General features: G+C 74.4%; 8 protein-coding genes. 4 read left to right on the plus strand and 4 right to left on the minus strand.

The genetic code is table 11. The annotated features are described in order from the left end of the window. The coding region (locus ACFYOU_RS32010) for an SDR family NAD(P)-dependent oxidoreductase (RefSeq protein WP_391310614.1) at window positions 1-13,340 on the minus strand (13,340 nt) is incomplete at its 3' end. A gap of 426 nt (window positions 13,341-13,766) precedes the next feature. Here ACFYOU_RS32010 and ACFYOU_RS32015 point away from each other — a divergent pair. Then, window positions 13,767-14,729, plus strand: coding sequence for an ACP S-malonyltransferase (locus ACFYOU_RS32015; RefSeq protein WP_391310617.1), 963 nt, complete (start codon window positions 13,767-13,769; stop codon window positions 14,727-14,729). Further along, a complete protein-coding gene (locus ACFYOU_RS32020; protein WP_391310619.1) occupies window positions 14,726-15,856 on the plus strand; it encodes an arylcarboxylate reductase in 1,131 nt (376 codons plus the stop codon). The genes ACFYOU_RS32015 and ACFYOU_RS32020 overlap by 4 nt, the downstream gene beginning before the upstream one ends. Window positions 15,857-15,907: 51 nt before the next feature. Here the strand turns inward: ACFYOU_RS32020 and ACFYOU_RS32025 are convergent, their stop codons facing one another. Then, window positions 15,908-16,891, minus strand: a complete 984-nt coding sequence (locus ACFYOU_RS32025; RefSeq protein WP_391310621.1) for a LuxR family transcriptional regulator — start codon at window positions 16,889-16,891, stop codon at window positions 15,908-15,910. A 145-nt stretch (window positions 16,892-17,036) separates the two neighbouring features. Here ACFYOU_RS32025 and ACFYOU_RS32030 point away from each other — a divergent pair, with 145 nt between their 5' ends. Continuing rightward, window positions 17,037-18,455: an aminopeptidase P N-terminal domain-containing protein gene (locus ACFYOU_RS32030; RefSeq protein ID WP_391310624.1), complete on the plus strand. Its 1,419-nt coding sequence runs from the start codon at window positions 17,037-17,039 to the stop codon at window positions 18,453-18,455. A 2-nt stretch (window positions 18,456-18,457) separates the two neighbouring features. Here the strand turns inward: ACFYOU_RS32030 and ACFYOU_RS32035 are convergent, their stop codons facing one another. Together ACFYOU_RS32035 and ACFYOU_RS32040 are read right to left on the minus strand one after the other, a co-directional pair. Continuing rightward, window positions 18,458-18,925 (minus strand): hypothetical protein, encoded by a 468-nt coding sequence (locus tag ACFYOU_RS32035; RefSeq protein WP_389772827.1) that lies wholly within the window; start codon window positions 18,923-18,925, stop codon window positions 18,458-18,460. A 288-nt stretch (window positions 18,926-19,213) separates the two neighbouring features. Next, window positions 19,214-20,122: a LysR substrate-binding domain-containing protein gene (locus tag ACFYOU_RS32040; RefSeq protein ID WP_391310627.1), complete on the minus strand. Its 909-nt coding sequence runs from the start codon at window positions 20,120-20,122 to the stop codon at window positions 19,214-19,216. Between the two features lie 95 nt (window positions 20,123-20,217). Between ACFYOU_RS32040 and ACFYOU_RS32045 the strand changes: the two genes are divergently transcribed. After that, window positions 20,218-21,375 (plus strand): nuclear transport factor 2 family protein, encoded by a 1,158-nt coding sequence (locus ACFYOU_RS32045; protein WP_391310629.1) that lies wholly within the window; start codon window positions 20,218-20,220, stop codon window positions 21,373-21,375. Window positions 21,376-21,439: the final 64 nt, after the last annotated feature.

The raw sequence follows: 21,439 nt of genomic DNA on the forward strand, positions 1-21,439 counted from the left end.
CCCTCACGCGCCAAACGAATCAGATCCGCCACACCCAAACCATCAATCAATTCATCGTCACTCGAATCGTCGACCGACTCCTCGACAGGCTCGGCAACCGGACGGGTGGGCGGGCCGGACGCCGGCGAACCGGACTCCGGTTCCCCGGCCAGTGCGGCGAGCAGGAAGCGCGCCACGCCGACGGGCCGGGGGTGGTCGAACACGAGCGTCGCCGGCAGCCGCAGTCCCGTCGCGGCGGTGAGCCGGTTGCGCAGGTCGAGCGCTGTCAGCGAATCGAACCCGAGCTCGTTGAACGCCCGATGCGCGTCGACCGTTTCGGCCCGGGCGTACCCGAGGACGGCCGCGACCTCGGCCCGGACCAGCTCGACGAGCAGCCGGTCGCGGTCCTCCGGGTCCGCCAGCGCCGTCAGGCGCTCGCGCAGCTCGGGAACCCGGGTGGCGGTCCCCGCCCGGCGTAGCGGGCGGATCAGGCCGTGCCACAGCGGTGCGAGCGTGTCCGCCTCGCGCCGCAGACCGTCCAGGTCGAGGGACATGGGGGCGAGGTGGGCGCTGTCGTCCGCCAGGGCCCGGTCCAGCAGGGCCAGGGCCTGGGCGTCCGTCATCGGCGCGAGCCCGGCCCGGGCCAGCCGTCGGCGGTCAGCGGCCGACAGGTCACCGGTCATTCCGCTCGCCGAGGCCCACAGGCCCCAGGCCAGCGAGGTCGCGGGGAGTCCCTGGGCGCGGCGCAGGGCGGCGAGACCGTCCAGGACACCGTTCGCCGCCGCGTAGTTGGCCTGACCCGCCGAGCCGAGCAGGGCCGCGGCGGACGAGAAGAGCAGGAAGGCGGAGAGCTTCCGGTCCGCCGTCAGCTCGTGCAGGTGCCAGGCCGACAGGACCTTCGCCCGGAACACCTCGTCGACGTCGGACGTGGACAGCTGGGGCAGCGTGCCGTCGCGCAGCACGCCCGCGCAGTGCACCACCGCGGACAGGTCCTCGATGCCCGACAGCACCGCGGCGAGCGCGGATCGATCGGACGAGTCGCGAGCCAGCACGTCCACCCGGGCGCCGGCGGCGGTCAGTTCGCGGGCCAGTGCGTCGGCACCCGGCGCGGCCGGGCCCCGGCGGGACAGCAGCACCAGGTGTCGCACCCGGTGCCGGGTCACCAGGTGTCGTGCGACCAGGGCCCCGAGGACGCCCGTGCCGCCGGTGATCAGCACCGTGCCCGTTCCCAGGGCCGCGGTGTCGTCAGCGGCGTCCGAGGGGGCGGTGACCCGGTCCAGGCGGGCGGCCAGCACCCGGCCGGACCGTATCGCCAACTGGTCCTCGACGGCGGCCAGGTCGGTCAGCGCGACGGGCAGTTCGCCGTCCGACTCCGCGTCGACCAGGGCGAACCGTCCGGGGAACTCCCGCCCCGCCGAGCGGACCAGGCCCCATACGCCCGCGCCCACCGGATCGGACACCTGGTCCACCGCGCCCCGGGTGACCACGAGGAGCCGGCGCGCACCGGCGTGGTGCGCCCACTCCCGGATCGAGGCCAGGACGCGGGTGACGGCGGCCGCGGCGCCCGTGACCTCGCGGGTGTCCAGCGCCCGGCAGTCGAGCAGGGCGGTCCCGCCGACGGGCTCCGGCGTGCTCTTCCCGTCCCACAATCCGGTCCGGAGTCCATCCCTGAGTCCGTCCCGCGCGGGCAGCGGCTCGGCCGTCTTCACCGCACCGGTGTCAACCGGGGTCCAGCGGATCGCGTAGAGCTCGTCGCCCGCCCCGGACGCCAACTGCCCGGGGTTCACGGGGCGCATGGTCAGGGAGTCGATGGTCAGTACCGGCGTGCCGTCCTCCGTGGCGGCGACGACCGTCACGGCACCGTCCGCCAGCCGCCGCAGACGTACCCGCAGCGCGGTGGTGCCCGCCGGATGTGCCCCGTGCAGTCGGACGCCGGCCCAGGCGAACGGCAGGACCACGGCGTCGTCGGCGAGGCCGAGCAGCGCCACGGCTTGCAGGGCCGCGTCGAGCAGGGCGGGGTGCAGGGCGAAGCGTCGGTCCGCCGCGACCGCGTCGGGCAGGATGACCTCGGCGTACAAGTCGGCACCGGAGCGGCGGGCGGCGTGCAGCCCCTGGAAGGCGGGGCCGTAGGCGTAGCCCCGGTCGGCCAGCGCGGCGTAGAAGTCCACGACCGGTACGGGTTCCGCGTCGGCGGGCGCCGTGCACGCGTCCGTGGCCGACGGCGGCACCTCGTCCGTGGCGAGCACTCCGGCGGCGTGCCGGGTCCACTGCACCTCGGTGCCGTCCTCGCCGGCGCCGATCCGGTGCGAGAAGATCCCGAACGTGCGCCGGCCGTCCTCGGCCGCGCCGACGGCGAGTTGCAGCCGCACGGCACCGTCGTCGGGCAGGGTCAGCGGGGTGTGCAGGCTCACCTCCTCGACGACGTCGCAGCCGGTACCGGCGCCCGCGCGCAGGGCCAGTTCGACCAGTGCGGTGCCGGGCACCAGGACGGTGCCGCCGATCGCGTGGTCGGCGAGCCACGGGTGGTCGCGCAGGGCGAGCCGGCCGGTCAGGACGAGGGCGGCGCCCGGCTGCGCGACGTCGATCGCGGCGCCCAGCAACGGGTGCCCGGTCCCCGTCACGCCGGCGGCCGGCAGGTCGGGGGTCGGCGCGACCGCGTCGAGCCAGTGGCGGTGGCGTTGGAACGCGTACGTGGGCAGTCCGACGACGGGCCCCGCGGGCAGCACCGCGCTCCAGTCGACGGGGGCGCCGTGGACGTACGCCGCGGCCAGGCTGGTGATCAGGCGGTCCCGGTCGTCCTCGCCGCGGCGCAGCGTACCGATGGCGGCGGCGGTCACCTCGGCCGCGTCGGCGCTCTGTTGGATCGGCAGGGTGAGCACGGGGTGCGGGCTGACCTCGACGAAGAACCGGTGTCCGGCGTCGAGCAGTCCGCTGACGGCGTCGTGGAACCGTACGGTGTCGCGCAGGTTCCGGGCCCAGTAGTCGGCGTCCGCCGCGCCGTCGGGGAGCGGGCCCCCGGTGACCGTGGACCAGAACGGCACCTCGGCGCGGCGCGGCGTGATCTGCGCGGCGTACTCGGCGAGTTGCGCGGCGGGCGCGTCCATCCGGTCGGTGTGGAAGGCGTAGTCCGCGCCGGCGGGCCGGGTCCGGACGCCGTCCGCGGTGCAGCCCGCCACGAAGGCGGCGAGTTCTTCCGGATCGCCCGCCACGACCACCGAGCCCGGGCCGTTGACGGCGGCGACGGCGAGCCCGGGGGTGAGCCGGGGGCCGGCCTGCTCGGGGCTGAGCGCCGCCCAGGCCATGGCACCGCGCCCGGCGAGCCCCGATGCGTGCAGCAGCCGGCCGCGGGCTGCGATCAGCGCCGCCGCGTCGGTCAGGCTCAGGACGCCTGCCACGCAGGCCGCGGCGACCTCTCCGCGGGAGTGTCCGACGACGGCGGACGGGCGCACTCCGTACGACTCCCACATCGCCGCGAGCGACACGGCGACGGCGAAGAGCACGGGCTGTCCGACGTCGGCCCGGTCCAGCGCGGGCGCGTCCTGCTCGCCGCGGATCACAGCGAGCAGGGACCAGTCGGTGTGCGGTGCCAGGGCGGCGGCGCACGCGTCCATGCGGGCCGCGAAGGCGGGCGAGACGTCGAGCAGGTGGCGTGCCATGCCGTCCCACTGCGCGCCTTCGCCGGAGAAGACGAACACCGGTTCCGTAGCGAGGCGTTGTCCGCGGACGAGCGCCGCGCCGGGGCGTCCCTCGGCCAGGGCGTGCAGTCCGTCGAGGAGTGCGGCGCGGTCGTGGCCGAGGACGACGGCCCGGTGGGTGAGGGCGGCCCGGGTGCCGGCGAGGGAGCGAGCGATGTCCTCGGCCGTCCGGTCGGTGGCCGCGGCGGCGAGCCGGGCCGCCTGCGCGGTGAGTGCGGTGGCGGACTTCGCGGACACCACCCACGGCACCGGGCCCGCTGCCGGCGACGGATCGGCCGGACTGGTCGCCGGTGCGCCGGGGTGTTCCAGGACGACGTGGGCATTGGTGCCGCTGATGCCGAACGAGGACACCGCCGAGCGCCGCGGACGCCCGGTCTCGGGCCACGGCCGCGCCTCGGTGAGCAGCCGGACGCCGCTGGCTGCCCAGTCGACGTGCGGGGTGGGCGCGTCGACGTGCAGGGTCCGCGGCAACACCCCGTGGTGCATGGCCAGTACGGACTTGATGACCCCGGCGACCCCCGCGGCGGCCTGGGTGTGGCCGAGGTTGGACTTCACGGAGCCCAGCCAGGCGGGCAGGTCCGCGGGCCGCTGCTGCCCGTACGTCGCCAACAGCGCCTGCGCTTCGATGGGGTCGCCGAGTACGGTGCCCGTCCCGTGCGCCTCCACCAGGTCCACATCACCCGCCGCCACGCCCGCCTGCGCCAACGCCTGCCGGATCACCCGCTGCTGCGACGGACCGTTCGGCGCCGTCAAACCGTTCGACGCACCGTCCTGATTCACCGCCGAACCCGCCACCACCGCCCACACCCGACGCCCCGCACGCACCGCGGCCGACCGCCGCTGCACCACCAACAACCCCACGCCCTCGGCCCATCCGGTGCCGTCGGCGTCCGCGGAGAACGGCTTGCAGCGTCCGTCCGGGGCGAGCGCGCGTTGCCGCGAGAACTCCACGAACAGGGAGGGCGTGGTCATGATCGTGACGCCGCCCACGAGGGCGAGTTCGCATTCGCCGGTGCGCAGGGCCTGGGCCGCCAGGTGCAGGGCGACCAGCGAGGACGAACACGCCGTGTCCACCGTCACCGCCGGGCCCTCCAACCCCAACGCGTACGCCACCCGCCCCGACATGACACTGGCGGCGCTACCGGTCACCTGGTAGCCGGTGCTGTCCTCCGGCGCTCCGGCGGCGTACGTGGAGTAGTCCTGGAGGTTGCTGCCCAGATAGACGCCGGTGGCGCTGGAGTGCAGCGCGGTGGGGTCGATCCCGGCGTGTTCCAGGGCCTCCCACGCCGTTTCCAGGACGACGCGCTGCTGCGGATCGGTCGCGGCGGCCTCGCGCGGACTGATGCCGAAGAAGTCGGCGTCGAAGTCGGCGATCCCGTCGAGGAACCCGCCGCGACGCGTGTACGAGGTGCCGACCCGGTCCCGCTCGGGGGCGTAGAGGCCCGCCACGTCCCAGCCCCGGTCCGTGGGGAACCCGCCGGTGACGTCGGTGCCGTCGGCGACCACCCGCCACAGGTCGTCCGGTCCGGTGACGCCGCCGGGGAAGCGGCAGGCCATGCCGACGATCACGATCGGGTCGTCGGTGTCCGCTGCACGGACGGCCGCTGCCGCGGTGGCGACGGCGCCGCTCTCGCCGACCAGTTCGGCGAGCAGGTGGCGGGCGGTGGCGGCGGGCGTCGGACGGTCGAAGACGACCGTGGTGGACAGGGCCAGCCCGGTGCGGGCGGTCAACCGGTTGCGCAGGTCGACCGCGGTGAGCGAGTCGAAGCCCATCTCGTGGTAGGCCCGGTCGGCGTCGATGGTCGCGGTGCCGGTGTGCCCGAGGACCGTGGCGGCTTCCGCCCGGACGAGGTCGGTGAGGTGACGCATCCGTTCGGCGCCGGTCATGGCGGCGAGGCGGGCACCGAGGTCGGACGTCCCGGCGCCCGTGGCCGCCGTCCTGCGCACCGGACCGACCAACGCCCGCAGTACGGACGGTACCGGCGCGGCCGTGTCGCGGACCGCGGCCAGGTCGAGCGGGGCCGCCACGAGCTGCGGCTGACCGGTTCCGAGCGCCGCGTCGAGCAGGGCGAGCCCTTGTGCCTCCGACATCGGCACCAGGCCCGAGCGGGCCAGTCGGCGGCGGTCCGCGTCCGACAGCGCGCCGGTCATGCCGTTCTCCGCCGCCCACCAGCCCCAGGCGAGCGAGGTCCCGGGCAGGCCGTGCGCCCGGCGCCGGGCCGCCAGGGCGTCCAGGTAGGCGTTGGCCGCCGCGTAGTTGGCCTGACCGGCCGAGCCCAGGACCCCGGTGACCGAGGAGAACAGGACGAACGCCGACAGTTCCCGGTCGGCGGTCAGCTCGTGCAGGTGCTGGGCGGGCAACGCCTTGGCGCGGAAGGTCTCCGCCACGTCGGCCGCGGTCATCCGGGCCACGGTCACGTCGCGCAGGAGGCCCGCGCAGTGCACCACCGCGGACAGGTCCTCGATGCCGGCGACGACCTGCTCCAGGGCTGTGCGGTCGGACGCGTCGCACGCCACCGCGTCGACCCGCGCGCCGGCGTCGCCGAGCTCCGCCACCAGTGCGGCGGCCAGCGGGGCCGTGGGGCCGCGCCGCGACAGCAGGACCAGCTTCCGCACGCCGTGCCGGGCCACCAGGTGCCGGGCGACGGCGGAGCCGAGCGCCCCGGTGCCGCCGGTGATCAGGACCGTACCGGCGCCGAATCCGACCGGACCGCCGGTCTCCCGGAGCCGACCGAGGCGGGGCACCAGGACCTCGCCGGAGCGCACCGTCAGCTGGTCCTCGTCCTCGGGGAGCGCGGCCGGCAGGACGGCGTCCGCTTCGAGGTCGACGAGGAGGAGCCGGCCCGGGAATTCGAGCTGTGCGGAGCGGACGAGACCCCACACGGCGGCGGCCCCGGCGTCCGGTGCCGCACCCACGGCGTCCCGGGTCACCACGGCCAGTCGGGAACCGCGCAGGTCCTCAGCGGCGAGGAAGCCCTGGAGGACGGCGAGCGCCGCGGGCAGGTCCGCGGCGGCGGGCCACACCACCAGGTCGGGTGCGGGGGTGCCCGCGGCGACGGCGGCGAGGAGTGCGTCGAGGTCTGCGTGGCCCGTGCCGCTCTCGCCGAGCACCACCGTTCGTTCGGGCGCGGCGCCGACCGGGTGTCCCGGGCGCTGCCAGTCCACGGTGAACAGGGCGTCGGCGGTGTCCGCCGACGCGGGGGTGCCCTGCGGTCGGCGGATCGTCACGGCACGGGCTGCCGCCACGGGTGCTCCGTCGCCGTCGGCGAGTTCCACCGCGCCGTCGTGGGCGAGACGCACCCGTACCCGTTCGGCGCCCGTGGCGGCCAGGTGGACGCCGGTCCAGTCGGCGGCCACCGCGCGGCCGTCGCCGGTCTCCGCGAGGCGCAGGTGCAGGGCGGCGTCGAGCAGCGCCGGATGGAGGCCGAACCGGCCGGCCCGGGTGGCGACACCGGCCGGCAGCGCCACCTCCGCGTAGAGGTCGGCGCCGACGCGCCACGCGGCCTGAACGCCCCGGTAGGACGGGCCGATGTCGTGTCCGCGCGCGGCCAGCGAGGGGTACAGGTCGGTCACCGTCAGCGGCTCGGCGTCGGCGGGCGGCCACGGTCGCAGGGCGAAGGCGGGGCCCTGTCCCGTTCCGAGGGTGCCTTCGGCGTGCAGGGTCCAACCGGCCCCGGCGCGGGTGCGTCCGCTGAGACGGACCGTCCGCGTCCCGTCGGTGGCGGTGCCGGTACGGATCTGGAGGTCGACGTTCCCGGTGGCGGGCAGGGTGAGCGGCGTCCTCAGGTGCAGTTCCTCGACGGTGGTGCAGCCGATCTCGTCACCCGCGCGCAGGGCGAGTTCCACGAACACGGCCGTCGGCACGCCACCGTCGCCGGCGCTCTGCTCGGCGAGCCAGGGGTGGGAGTGTCGGGAGAGCCGCCCCGTGAGGACGACGTCGTCGGTGTCGGCGAGACGCACGGCGGCGCCGAGCAGCGGGTGGCGCGGCGCGTCGAGGCCCAGGGCGGCGACACCGGCGCGGCCGGGCTCCTCGGTCAGCCAGTAGCGCTGGCGCTGGAACGCGTACGTGGGGAGGTCGGCGCGGCCACCGTCGGGGAGGACGGTGTGCCAGTCCACCGCCGCACCGTGCACGTACGCCTCGGCCAGGCTGCGCAGCATCCGGGACGGCTCGTGCTCGTCCCGGCGCAGCGTGCCGACGGCGGCGACGGGGCGGCCGAGCGGTTCGGCGCTCTGTTGGACGGCCGTGGTGAGCACCGGGTGCGGGCTCATCTCGAGGAAGAGTTGGTGCCCGGCACGGACGGCGGCGCGGACCGCGGCGTCGAACCGGACGGTCCCGCGCAGGTTGCGGTACCAGTAGCCGGCGTCCAGCCCGGTGGTGTCCAAGGGCCCGTCGAGTTCGGCGCGGGAGCCGTCCGCCACGGTGGAGAGGAACGGGACGGGGGCGGCGAGCGGGGTGAGCGTCGACAGCGCCTCGCCCAGTTCCTCCCGCAGTTCCTCGACGTGGGAGGAGTGCGAGGCGTAGTCGACGGCGATGCGTCGGGCCCGGACCCCGTCGGCGGTGCATCCGGTCAGGAGGCGGTCGCAGGCGGTGGGGTCACCGGCGACGACGATCAGCTCGGGGCCGTTGACGGCGGCCACTTCGAGCGCTTCGCCCGCGATCCGGGCCTCGACGCGCTCCAGGGGCTCGGCGACGGAGACCATGCCGCCGAGTCCGGCGAGCCGGGTCAGGGAGCGGCTGCGCAGGGCGACGACCGCGGCGGCGTCGGCGAGGGACAGTGCCCCCGCGACGCAGGCGGCGGCTATCTCGCCCTGGGAGTGGCCGATGACCGCGGCGGGCCGGACGCCGTGCGACTCCCACAGGGCCGCCAGCGACACCATGACGGAGAACAGCACGGGTTGGACGACGTCCACGCGTTGCAGCACCGTGTCGTCCGCGGTGCGGACGGTCTCCAGGAGGTCCCAGTCCGTGTGCGGGGCGAGCGCGGCGGCGCAGTCGGCCATCCGGGCGGCGAACACGGGGGCGTCGGCGAGCAGGCCGCGGGCCATGCCGGTCCACTGGGCGCCCTGGCCGGGGAAGACGAAGACCGGCCCGTCGGCGAGGGCCCGGCCGCGGACGACGTGGCCCGGGGACTCGCCGTGGGCCAGCGCGGTGCAGCCGTCGAGGAGGTCGGTGCCGAGGCCCAGCAGCACGGCGCGTTCGGTGAGCGGTGCCCGGTCGGCCAGGGCGCGGGCCACGTCGCCGGCCGGCAGGGCCGACACGGCCGACACGGCTGCCACCAGCCGGGCGGCCTGCGCGGTGAGTGCGGTGGCGGACTTCGCGGACACCACCCACGGCAACACACCCGCAGGGTCAGCCGGGGTGACCGGATCGGCCGGACTGGTCGCCGGTGCGCCGGGGTGTTCCAGGACGACGTGGGCATTGGTGCCGCTGATGCCGAACGAGGACACCGCCGAGCGCCGCGGACGCCCGGTCTCGGGCCACGGCCGCGCCTCGGTGAGCAGCCGGACGCCGCTGGCTGCCCAGTCGACGTGCGGGGTGGGCGCGTCGACGTGCAGGGTCCGCGGCAACACCCCGTGGTGCATGGCCAGTACGGACTTGATGACCCCGGCGACCCCCGCGGCCGCCTGGGCATGGCCCAGGTTGGACTTCACGGAGCCCAGCCACAGCGGCCGGTCGGTGTCGTGGGCGTCGCCGTAGACGGCCTGGAGCGCCTGCGCTTCGATGGGGTCGCCGAGTACGGTGCCCGTCCCGTGCGCCTCCACCAGATCGACGTCAGCCGCCGCCACGCCCGCCTGCGCCAACGCCTGCCGGATCACCCGCTGCTGCGACGGACCGTTCGGCGCCGTCAAACCGTTCGACGCACCGTCCTGATTCACCGCCGAACCCGCCACCACCGCCCACACCCGACGCCCCGCACGCACCGCGGCCGACCGCCGCTGCACCACCAACAACCCCACGCCCTCGGCCCAACTGGTGCCGTCGGCCGCTTCGGCGAAGGACTTGCAGCGTCCGTCCGGGGCGAGGCCCTGTTGGCGGGAGAACTCGATGTGGATGCCCGAGGTGGACATCACGGCGACCCCGCCGGCCAGGGCGAGTTCGCATTCGCCGGTGCGCAGGGCCTGGGCCGCCAGGTGCAGGGCGACCAGCGAGGACGAACACGCCGTGTCCACCGTCACCGCCGGGCCCTCCAACCCCAACGCGTACGCCACCCGCCCCGACATGACACTGGCCGTGGTGCCGGTCAACCGCAGCCCTTCGGTGCCCTCGACCGGCTCATGCAGCCGGGGCCCGTACTCCATCGCGGTGGCCCCGACGTAGACGCCCGTGCGCGTGCCGCGCAGCTCGTCCGGGCGGATGCCGGACCGTTCCAGCGCCTCCCAGGAGGTCTCCAGCAGCAGCCGCTGTTGCGGGTCCATCGCGGTGGCCTCGCGGGGGCTGATGCCGAAGAACTCCGCGTCGAAGTCGGCGGCGTCGGGGAGGAAGCCCCCGTGGCGCACCGCCGCCGTCTCCGCCGGGTCCCGGCCCTCCAGCCCGGTGAGGTCCCAACCGCGGTCGGTGGGCAGGTCGCCGATGACGTCGGTGCCGTCCGCCACCACCCGCCACAGGTCCTCCGGACCGGCGACGCCCCCGGGGAAGCGGCACGCCATGCCGACGATCACGACCGGATCGTCGAGGTCGGCGGGGGTACCGTCCGCCGACAGGGGCGCCGTCCGGGGCGCCTCGTTGCCGCGCAGGTGGTCGATCAGTGCGTCGGGGGTGGGCCAGTCGAAGACCAAGGTGTTGGGCAGCCGGACGCCGGTGCTGCGGTGCAGCCGCTCGCGCAGTTCCATGCCCAGTTGCGAACTGAGGCCGAGTTCCTTGAAGGTGCGGCCGGTGGCGATGCCGGCGGCGTCCTCGTGGCCGAGGACCTGGGCGATCTGGGTGCGGACCACGGCGGCGACGTCGACCGTGGCCGCCGTCGTGGCGGCGCCCTCGGCGGTGCGCGGCGCCCGTTCGGGTCGGGCCGGGGCCGCCGCCGGCACGGTCGGGGTGTCGCCGAGCCAGTGGCGGCGCCGTTGGAAGGCGTACGTGGGCAATTCGGCGTGCGGCGCCGCCCCGGCGAACAGGGTTTCCGCGGTGAATTCCCCGCCGTGGACGTAGAGGCATCCCAGTGCGTGGAGAAAACGGTCCGGACCGCCGTCGTCCCGCCGTAGGGTCCCGGTGACGCAACCGTCGACCTGGGCGTTCTCCGCGGCTTGCTGCACCCAGACGGTGAGCAGCGGATCCGGGCTGACCTCGATGAAATTCCGGTACCCGTCACGGAGCAGGGCGGAAACGGCGGCGCCGAATTGCACGGGCTCCCGAAGATTCCGGTACCAGTAGTCGGCACCCAAATCGTCCGGTGCCGCCGGGGAACCCGTGACGGTCGAGTAGAAGATGCTGTTCGCCCGCCCGGGCGAAAGGTGTGCGCAGGCTTCCCGCAACGGTTCCCGGAGTTTCTCCACCTGCGGGGAATGACCGGCGAAAGTGACGCCCGGTATGCGCCACGACATGACTCCGCGGTCGGCCATCAGCGCACCGAATTCATCCAGTGCGTCCGGGTCCCCCGACAGGGTCACCGAGTCAGGGCCGTTCACCGCGGCGAGCGACAGCCGGTCCGACCACCGCTGGAGCGGGCGTTCCACCTGCTCCGCGGAAACCGGAACGAACAGCATCGCGCCGTGGTCCACCAGGTCCAGCAGCGCACGGCTGCGCAGGGCGACCAGTCGGGCGGCGTCCGCGAGCGGGAGGACGCCGGCGACACAGGCGGCGGCTATCTCGCCCTGGCTGTGGCCGACCACCGCGGCCGGCACCACACCGTAGGAGCGCCAGAGTTCGGCCAGCGACACCATGACCGCGAAGAGCACCGGCTGCACCACGTCGACGCGTTCCAGCGGAGGGCTGCCCTCCTCACCGCGCAGGACGGCGGTGAGCGACCAGTCGACGTGGGCGTCCAGGGCCCGCTCGCAGTCGGCGATGCGGGCGGCGAACACCGGTGCCTCCGCCAGCAGGCGTTCGGCCATCCCCACCCACTGGGAGCCCTGTCCCGGGAAGACGAAGACCGGGCCGCCGGTGGTGTCCGCGGCGCCGGTGGTGCCCTCGGCGAGCAGGGGGTCCGTCCGGTCGTCGGCCAGCGCCGCGAGGCCCCGCAGCAGGGTCTCCCGGTCGGCTCCGGCGACGGCCGCCCGGTGCGCGAACGCGGTGCGCGCGGTGAGCAGGGCGCGGCCGATGGCGGCCGGGTCCGCGGTCGGCCGCTGCGACACCTGGGCGTGCAGTCGGGCGGCCTGTTCCCGCAGGGCCTCGGCGCTGCGGCCCGACAGCGTCCACAGCACCGCCCGTTCCGGCTCGCCCTGGGCGGCGGGGGCGGGTCGGGCCGGTGCCTGCTCGACCACCAGATGGGCGCACGTACCGCCCAGGCCGAAGGCGCTGACCCCGGCGCGTCGCCGTACGTCGTCGGGCGCGGGCCAGGGGGTGAAGTCACGCTGCACCCGCAGCTGGAGCCGGTCGAGGTCGATCGCGGGGTGAGCCCTCTCGAAGTGGAGGCTCGCCGGTAGGGCCGCGTGTTCCAGCGAGAGGATCACCTTGAGCAGCCCGGCGATGCCCGCGGCGGCCTCCAGGTGCCCGATGTTGGTCTTGATCGAGCCCACCGTCAGGGGTGAACCCGGGGGACGGGTGGCGCCCAGCGCGGCGGCCTCGACGGGGTCGCCCACCACGGTGCCGGTGCCGTGCAGTTCGACGTACTGGACGTCGGCGGGGGTGAGGCCCGCCCGCCGGTGCGCGAGGTCGATGACCTCGCGCTGCACCTGCGGATCGGGCACGGTGAGCCCGGCCGCGGCGGCCCCGGCGTTGACGGCGCTGCCCCGGATCACGCAACGCACCCGGTCGCCGTCGGCGAGCGCCCGGTCGAGGGTCTTGAGCAGTACCAGGGCGCCGCCCTCGCCGCGCACGTAGCCGTCGGCGCGGGCGTCGAAGGTGTGGGCGCGCCCGGTCGGCGAGAGCGCGCCGCTGGCTGCCGCGGCCAGTGCGGTCTCCGGGGCGAGGTTGAGGCTGACGCCACCGGCCAGGGCCGCGGAGCACTCCCCCGCCCGCAGGCTCTCGGCGGCCAGGTGCACGGCGACCAGCGAGGACGACTGCCCGGTGTCGACGACCTCGCTCGGCCCGCGGAGCCCCAGCAGGTAGGACAGCCGGTTGGGGATCATGCTGCGCAGGGTGCCGGCGGTCGTGTGCGGGGAGATGCCGGCGGCGCCGAGGCGGGCCCGCAGGATCGCGTAGTCGTCCAGGGCGGCGCCGACGAAGACGCCGGTGTCGGTGCCGTCGAGCGCGGCGGGAACCACGCCGGCGTGCTCCAGCGCCTCCCAGCCGAGTTCCAGCACGAGCCGCTGTTGCGGGTCCATGGCCGCCGCCTCACGCGGCGACACCTGGAAGAAGTCGGCGTCGAACAGGCCCGGATCGTCGAGGAAGCCGCCCCAGCGCGCCGCCCGGGCCCAGGGCTCGTCCGGCAGTTCCACCGCGTCCCACCGGCCGACCGGAACCTCCGTGACCGCGTTCCCACCGGTCGACAGCAACCGCCACAAGGCCGTGGGGTCCCCCGCTCCGGGGAGCCGGCAGGAATACCCGACGACAGCGATGGGAACAGTGGGGTCCATATCTCTCAGTTCGACGGCGGTACACGATTGGCCTTTTCCCGTCGTACAGTTCACCGTTCGACGGGAAGGCCCACCCTTCCAGCCGCCGATATCGTCTCGATGACGTCAAGCGCGACAGCGTGTAACGCGCCCGGGCACGGGCGATATCGATTCCCCGGAGGCCGAACGCGTGCACCTCATACGCAAGGCCGCTCCCGCACTCGTCCGAAGGGCAGGAGTACGCCGCCACATTTCGGAACCCGCTGTTCGGAAGCACGACTCCGGTCGCACCGACCGACGTCCGGTCGGGACGGGAACGCGCCGTTCCGGCCTTGCCCGCCCGAACTGCCGCTGGGTACGGTGTTTCGCGCGACCGGTCTCACCCCTGGCGAAAGTCGCACCGTTCCCGGAATCATCAGGTGACAACTAGTTTCAGGAGTAAGGCTGATGACGTTAGGCTTTTTGTTCGGCGGCGGTGTCGGTAACGAACCGCGGGGTGTTGACCTCTACCGTGAATATCCGGTCGTGCAGGACCTCTACGCCCAGGTGGCCGGGTGGACGGGCTTGACCGTCGGGCAGGTCCTGGACGAGGAACTGCCCACCGCCCCCGAGGTGCGCCAGAGCGTCGGCACGGTCCGCGAGGCCGTCCATGCCGTGGCCGTGCACGACGTCCTCGCCCAACACGGGCTGCGCCCCGCGGTCCTCGGCGGACTGAGCCTCGGCGGCATGTCCGCCGCCGCCCTCGCCGGGGCGGTGGAGCGGCGGGCCCTGTTCGAGATGCTGGCGTACAGCCGCGGCACGCCCGAGCAGCCCGCCGGCACCCCGGAGCAGGGCATGGCGTTGGTCTTCGCGCCGGTCAGCGGCGACATCAGCCGGTTCCGGGGCGAGGGGAGCCCGGGGGTGTACCTCGCGGGACGGTTCGGGCCGACCGCCGACGGTGCGACCCTCATCCTGATGCTCTCCGGTGAACGGGCCGCCCTCGACGCGCTCGGCGCGGAGCTGCCGGACGGCACGCTCGTACCGCTGCCGGGCCGGGCCATGGCGATCCACTCCCCGTTGCGCGCCCACTTCCGCGACTTCATGGCCCCCTATCTCGACGGCATGTCGTTCCGCGACCCCGGTCTGCCACTGATCTCCTGCCTCGATCGCAAGGTCCTGGTCACCGCGGCCGATGTGCGCAACACCTTCCACCGCAACCCCACCGACCCCATCAACCTCGTCCACGTGCACGAGGCGATGAAGGACGAGGGGGTCCGTCTGGGCCTGATCATGGGCGGCTCCATACCGGACGGGATCCTGCGCTTCCCGTTCCCGGTCGTGCACGTCGACCGCGCCGAGCACATCGACCTGGCGCTCACCACCGCCTTCGAGCTCGGCATCGACATCGCTCCCTCCCGGGCCGCGCGATGACCGCCGACCTCGTCACGGCGAGCACCGCCCCCGGCGCCGCCCCGAGCGCCACCAGCAACGCGGCCGTCTGCGACGACCTCGTCGCGCAGGGCCTCGCCACCGACCTCGACGCCTGGACCCGTCGGGTGGTGGGCCGCCACTTCGACCCGGCGACCGGCTCGCCCTACTGGCTGCGCCGCGCGGCCGAACTACCCTTCGACCCGCGTGACATCACCCGCTACGACCAGCTCACCGAGCTGGGTACCTTCCCGCTCGACGTGCTGCGCTCACAGGACCCCGCGGACCTGGTGCCGCTGGCCGTGCCCCGTCCGCTCACCGGCCGGATCTGGGACAGCGGCGGCACCACCGGCACGCCCTGCCGCGTGTTCTACACGCCCGGGATGCTGCTGCACCGGGGCGCCTGGCGGCGTTGGTCGTTCGTCACGGAGGGCTTCGAGGCCGGGCGCACCTGGCTGCAAGCCACCCCGACCGGCCCCCATCTGATCGGCAACGGCACCCAGGAGGCCGGGGAACTGCACGACGGCCTCGTCTACGCCGTCGACATGGACCCGCGCTGGGTCAAACGGCTCATCCGGGAGCGGCGGCTCGCCGAAGCCTCCGAGTACAGCGCCCACCTCGTCGAGCAGATCGCCGACGTCCTGCGCCAGCAGCGGGTCCACTACGTCAACACCACGCCCGCCGTCCTCCAGGTCCTGATGCGCCGACACCCCGATCTGGTCGCCGCCCTCGACGGGGTGCGCCTGAGCGGCACCCAGATCAGCCCGGACATGTACCGCGACTTCACCGCCGCGCTGGACGGCGGGATCTGCGGCCGCAGCTACGGCAACACCTTCGGCAACGCCGCCGGCCTCCCTCCCGTGCAGGAGGGCGAGATCCTTCCGTACGCCCCCAACTACCCCCAGGTCACGATGGCCGTCGTGGACAAGGCCGACTGGACGACCCCGGTGGCGTACGGGGCCACCGGTCAGGTCCGGCTGACCGTCCTGCACGAGGACCTGCTGCTGCCCAACATCCTCGAACGCGACCAGGCCCTGCGCTTCGACACCGGCGACGGATGGCCCTCCGACGGGGTCGCCAACGTCCGCCCCCTCCAGATCACGTCCACCGCACCCGAGGGCCTCTACTGACGGGGGCGAAGGACGGGACGAGGGACGGGGCCAGGGGTCGGGGCGGGCCGCTCACAGCCATCCGTTGCGCTGCGCCTGCAAGGCCATCTGGAAGCGGTTCGCGGCGCCCAGGCGGGCCATCAGGACCTGGAGCCGGCGGAACAGGGTGCGGCGGCTGATCCCCAGCTCGCGGGCGATCACGTCGTCGCCCGCGCCGGCCGCCAGGAGCCACAACAAGCGGCGGTCGGCGGGGGGCAGGCCGCCCGGCAGGGTGGCGCGGCCCTGGAACGGCAGGGCGTTCTGCCAGGACAGCTCGAACAGGGCCATCAGCGCGGAGAGCAGGCCGCACGGCTGCACCACCAACATGGTGTTGTGCACATCGGCCTCCTTGATCGACAAGGAGACCAGTGCGTACGCCTCATCGATGATCACCAGCTTGACCGGCACCGACGGCAGCACCCGGGCCTGCTCGCCGGCCTTGACGCACGGTTCGATCACTTCCTCCAGACGCCCCGGGTGCTCCAGCGACTCCCGCGAGTACACGACGCGCTGCGTCACCCCGCGGGCGAGCGTGGCCAGGGCGTCATGCGTGGCGGCCGCCAGGGGGAAGTACGGCGGCGACTCGAACTGCCGGATCTGCTCGCGGGCGCTCGCCCACGCCTGCCGGATCCGGGGACCGATGGCCTCGCCGGTGACGACCTCGACGAGGTGGTCGTTGTACGCGGCGAGCCGCTGCCGCCGGAAGGACTCGAACGCGCCGGCGACGGCGATGCGCGACTCCTCCACCTCGGCCGCCCGGTGCCGGGCGAGCACCTCCAGACCGGCGGCGGGCGGCACCGGGGCGACCGTCTCCCCGCTCTCCTCGGCGGCACTGGCCAGACCGGCCTCGACCAGCACCCCGTACGCCGTGGCCAGCTCGGCACCGCTCACCCCGGCCGCGGCCGCGACGGCGTCCAGCGGGGCGGGGGCCCGTTCGAGGAGCGTCAGATAGACCCGGGCCGCCACGTCGTCGAGCCCCAGCACCCGCAGGGCCTCGCCGAGTCTCGCGTTCGTCATGCCCTCATTGTCGACGCCCCGGGGCGGGCTCTGGCCGATCCGTGCCAGTGGCACGCTCCGGCACCACACGGATGCGGTGCCGGATACCGTCCGAAGCCCGCCGCGGGTCGGCGGTGGCACATCAACCCGGGTGAAGGGGTACGACATGACCAAGGGCCGGAAGAACGGTCTCTACTCGGGGATCTCCGAGGAACTGTCCGCGCTGATGCGGACGGGGTGGGCGGACACCGAGCGGCACGACCTGCGGCTCGCCGAGCAGGCTCCGTACGCGGCCCGCCGCCGCGCCGCGCTCTCCGCGCGGTTCCCCGGCGAGCGCCTGGTGATCCCCTCGGGCGGTCTGAAGGTCCGCTCGAACGACGACAGCTACCCCTTCCGGCCGTACTCGGGCTACGTGCACATGACCGGAGACCAGGCCCGGGACGGCGCGCTCGTCCTCGAACCCCGGGCGGACGGCGGCCACGACGCCTACTGCTACCAGCTGCCGCGGGACGGCAGGGACGACGACGAGTTCTGGAGCGGTCCCACGGCGGAACTGTGGATGGGCCGGCGCCGCTCCCTCGCCGAAGCGCAACGCGTGCTCGGACTGCCCTGTCGCGACGTCCGCACGGCCGTCCGTGACCTGGCCTCGGCCGCCTCCTCCGGTGCGCCGACCCGGATCGTCCGCGGGATCGCCCCGGACCTGGAGGCCGCGGTCAGCACCGACGGGGAGCGCGACGCGGAACTGGAAGGGGCGCTCAGCGACCTCCGCCTCGTCAAGGACGACTGGGAGGTCGCCGAGCTCCGCAAGGCCGTGGACTCCACCGTGCGCGGATTCACCGATGTGATCGGCGAACTCTCCCGGGCGGTCGCCACGTCCGAGCGGTGGATCGAGGGCACGTTCTTCCGCCGTGCACGCCTCGAAGGCAACTCCGTCGGCTACGGCTCGATCTGCGCCGCCGGCGAGCACGCCACGATCATGCACTGGACCGACAACGACGGCCCGGTGCGGCCCGGGGACCTGCTCCTGCTCGACGCCGGCGTGGAGACGCACACCCTCTACACCGCCGACGTCACCCGCACCCTGCCGATCAGCGGGACCTTCACCCCCCTGCAACGCAGGGTCTACGACGCCGTGTACGAGGCCCAGGAGGCGGGCATGGCCGCCGTGCGGCCGGGCGCCGCGTACCGCGACTTCCACGAGGCGGCCCAGCGCCACCTGGCGGGCCGGCTGGTCGAGTGGGGCTTCATCGAGGGCCCGGCCGAGCGTGCGTACGCCCTGGGGCTCCAGCGCCGGTTCACCATGGCCGGCACCGGTCACATGCTCGGTCTGGACGTCCACGACTGCGCACGGGCCCGCACCGAGGAGTACGTCGACGGCGTGCTGGAGCCGGGCATGGTGCTCACCGTGGAGCCCGGCCTGTACTTCCAGCCGGACGACCTCACCGTGCCCGAGGAGTGGCGCGGCATCGGCGTCCGGATCGAGGACGACCTGCTCGTCACCGAGGACGGACACCAGAACCTGTCGGGAGGGCTGCCGCGCTCGGCGGACGAGGTCGAGGCGTGGATGGCGCGCTTCGCGGGGTGACCTCAGGCGTCGTCGGCCATGCCGCTCGCCCGGGCGATGCCCTCCACCGTCCGTTCGTCCTGCTTGCGCTGGTGCTGCTGGGCGTCGAGCCGGTCCCGCATGGCGCGCAGCCGGTCCGGGTCCTCGGCGACGTCCGGGGGCACCAGCGACATCGCGGCCTTGACGTGCTCGCCGTCACCGAGGCGGGCGACGACGCGGTCGGCCCGGTCCTCGTGGCCCGGCTCCATGGCGCCGAGCAGCCCGAGGAGGTTCAGCAGTTCGTGCTGCACCTCTTCGGTGAACAGTTCCCTCTCCTCGGGTTCCAGATCGAGCCGGAACCGACCGCCGCCGGCCTTCACGTACTCGCGGACGATCTCCATGAGGAGGGTGTACTGATCGTGCGGCATGCGGGCCCGGAGCGCTTCCACGTAGAGCGCGTACCGGGCCCGGACGATCGCGCCCGGGTCCACGGGCTCCTCTGCGTCGGCCATGGTGGACTCTCCCCCTCCAACGGTACGGGTCAGACGGTCGGTTCCACCGGCGGCGCATGCGGTCGACGGCGCACCCGCGCCCTGCGCCCCGCGCCCGGCGTCACCGGTGTTCGACACCCTGCACCGACCGTACAGCAGGACGTACAGCACGGACGGGGATTCACCGCAATCCCCCCGGCGGGGGTCCGGGTCCGCGCTCGGCCCCTGCGGGCTCCAGCGCCACCGGGACCGGCTGCTCCCCCTGCTCGACCACTCCCTGAACGGCCGCTGACGCTGCGGCCCCCGCGATCACGCCCGGTGCCGGGAAGGGCCGACTCCGGCGAAGACACCGACGAGTCGTTCGACCAGGGGGGCCGCTGCGGGGTGGGGGTCACGATCCGGGGTGATGGTGTAGATGCCGCGGGTCGGCGGATCGACGAGGTCCACCGTGCTGACGTCGCTCCGTAGCGCACGCGTCAGCGTTCCCGGTATCAGCGCGATGGCGTGACCGCTCGCGACCAGGGCGAGCTTGCCGAGCAGATCGGCCGCCGCCAGGTCGATGCGGGCACTGACTCCGGCGCGGGCGGCGTGCTGGCGCAGCAGCGCCGCCGATCCGTCGTTGTCCTCGACCCAGGTCTGCTCGGCCAACGCCGCGATGTGCAGCGGGCCGCGGCCGGCCAGCGGATGGTCGACGGGCAGGACGACGACCATCGCGTCAAGTCCGAGGAACCGTCGGGCGACCGTTGGGTCCTGGGGCAGCCCGGGCGGTGCGTCGGTGACGACGGCGAGGTCGAGGTCGCCGGCGAGCACCCGGTGGTGCAGGGCTGCGCTCAGTGCGGGGGTCAGGCTCCAGGGGGTGGGGCCGAGGTCCGTCAGGAGGCCCCGGATGGCCTCGGGAACGATTCCCGCGGCCAGCGCGGGGGTGGCGCCGACGGCCAACGGCCGGTGGAACGCGCCGTCACGGAGGTCCCGTACGGCGCGTACGGCGCGGTCGGCCTCGTTGAGCGTGGCCAGGGCGTGGTGCCGGAACACCTCGCCGGCGGGCGTCGGACGCACCCCGCGCGCATGGCGCTCGACCAGGGGCACCCCGAGTTGCCGCTCCAGCCCGGCGATCTGTCGGGACACGGCCGACTGGGTGTGGTGGAGCTCGACGGCCGCCGCCGACAGCGACCCGAGTCGACACACCGTGACGAAGGTCCGCCACACCGTCAGTTCCATCACCCCAGTATGACCGGCCGGTATGCGCGTCCCGCAGGGCCGTCCTGCGAACTGTGCGCTTGTCGCACTCGAAGCCCTGCACCACGCTGGCGCTCATGAACACACCCCACACGATCGCCGTCCTCGGCCTGGGGCGCATGGGCGACGCGATCGCGACCCGACTCGCCGCCCTGCACTGGGACGTCATCGGCTGGACGCGTTCCGGGCGCACCTCGGGAGCGGTCAGGACGACCGGCGATCCGCACGAGGCGGTGGCGCGGGCGGACGTCGTGCTCCTGGCGCTGTTCGACGGCCCCGCCTGTCAGCAGGTCCTGGACGACGTCCGTGGCTCGCTGCGCGCGGGGGCGACGGTCCTGAACACCAGCACCGTCGGCCCCGAGCAGGCTTCGGAACTGGCCCGGCGCACCGGCCCGTCCTACGTCCACGCCCCGGTGCTCGGCTCGGTCACGGCCGTCGCCGCCGGCGCCCTGCGGTTCCTCGCCGCGGGCGATCCGCAGGCACTCGACCGGGTCCGACCGGTCCTGGAGGCGCTGGGCACGGTGTGCCACGTGGACGACGCCGCGGGCGCCGCCGCGCTCAAACTGGTCGCCAACCACAGCCTCGCCGGTGCCGTCCTCGCCCTGCGCGAGGCGCTGCGGCAGGCCGACGCCCTCGGTCTGCCGCGGTCCCGGGTGCTGGACGTCCTCGAACTGGGTCAGCTCGGGGGGCTCGTGGCGCGCAAACGCCCCTTCCTCACCGACCCTCCGGCCACGGCCCCGGCCGAGTTCACGATCAGCGCGCTCGTCAAGGACATGGCCCTGCTGGCCGATGCGTCACGCGTCCCCCTGCGCAGTGCCGCCGGTCTGACGGACGCCCGTACCGAGCCCGGATGGGACTTCGTCGGCGCCGCCACGGTCCCCGCGGTGGCGGACGCGGTGCTCGAACCGCTCCGCGCCTACGTCCGCGGGCACGCCACCGGTGATCCCGTCCACTTCCGCGCGGCGTTCCTGGCCGGCGCCCGCATCGAGGGGGTCCGGGACGGCGCCTTCGTCTCGTGGACCCTGGACGAGTACGGCGCGCTCTTCCCGGGGCGGCCGGCCGTGGACGAACCGACGCGTTCGCGCCGCATCGACTCCGCCGAGGTGCACGGCACCGTCGGGACCGCGACGATGACGCTGCGGCACGGCGGGGACACCTTCACGGACGTCTTCCTGCTGGTCCGCGTCGACGGTGGTTGGCGCATCGCCAACAAGGTCTACCACCGGCACCCCTGAGGGGCGGGGCCCGGAGTTCACGGCCGTCGGTGTCCGCTCCGCGCGCGGGACACGGTGCGGCGGC

It is taken from the genome of Streptomyces sp. NPDC005955, assembly GCF_042871255.1.
Lineage (GTDB): Bacteria > Actinomycetota > Actinomycetes > Streptomycetales > Streptomycetaceae > Streptomyces.

Excerpts from the sequence above, each read along its gene's own strand:
- ACFYOU_RS32020 (WP_391310619.1), top strand. The coding sequence starts at position 14,726 with ATGACCGCCGACCTCGTCACGGCGAGCACCGCCCCCGGCGCCGCCCCG.
- ACFYOU_RS32040 (WP_391310627.1), bottom strand. The coding sequence starts at position 20,122 with ATGGAACTGACGGTGTGGCGGACCTTCGTCACGGTGTGTCGACTCGGG.
- ACFYOU_RS32025 (WP_391310621.1), bottom strand. The coding sequence starts at position 16,891 with ATGACGAACGCGAGACTCGGCGAGGCCCTGCGGGTGCTGGGGCTCGAC.
- ACFYOU_RS32035 (WP_389772827.1), bottom strand. The coding sequence starts at position 18,925 with ATGGCCGACGCAGAGGAGCCCGTGGACCCGGGCGCGATCGTCCGGGCC.
- ACFYOU_RS32045 (WP_391310629.1), top strand. The coding sequence starts at position 20,218 with ATGAACACACCCCACACGATCGCCGTCCTCGGCCTGGGGCGCATGGGC.
- ACFYOU_RS32030 (WP_391310624.1), top strand. The coding sequence starts at position 17,037 with ATGACCAAGGGCCGGAAGAACGGTCTCTACTCGGGGATCTCCGAGGAA.
- ACFYOU_RS32015 (WP_391310617.1), top strand. The coding sequence starts at position 13,767 with ATGACGTTAGGCTTTTTGTTCGGCGGCGGTGTCGGTAACGAACCGCGG.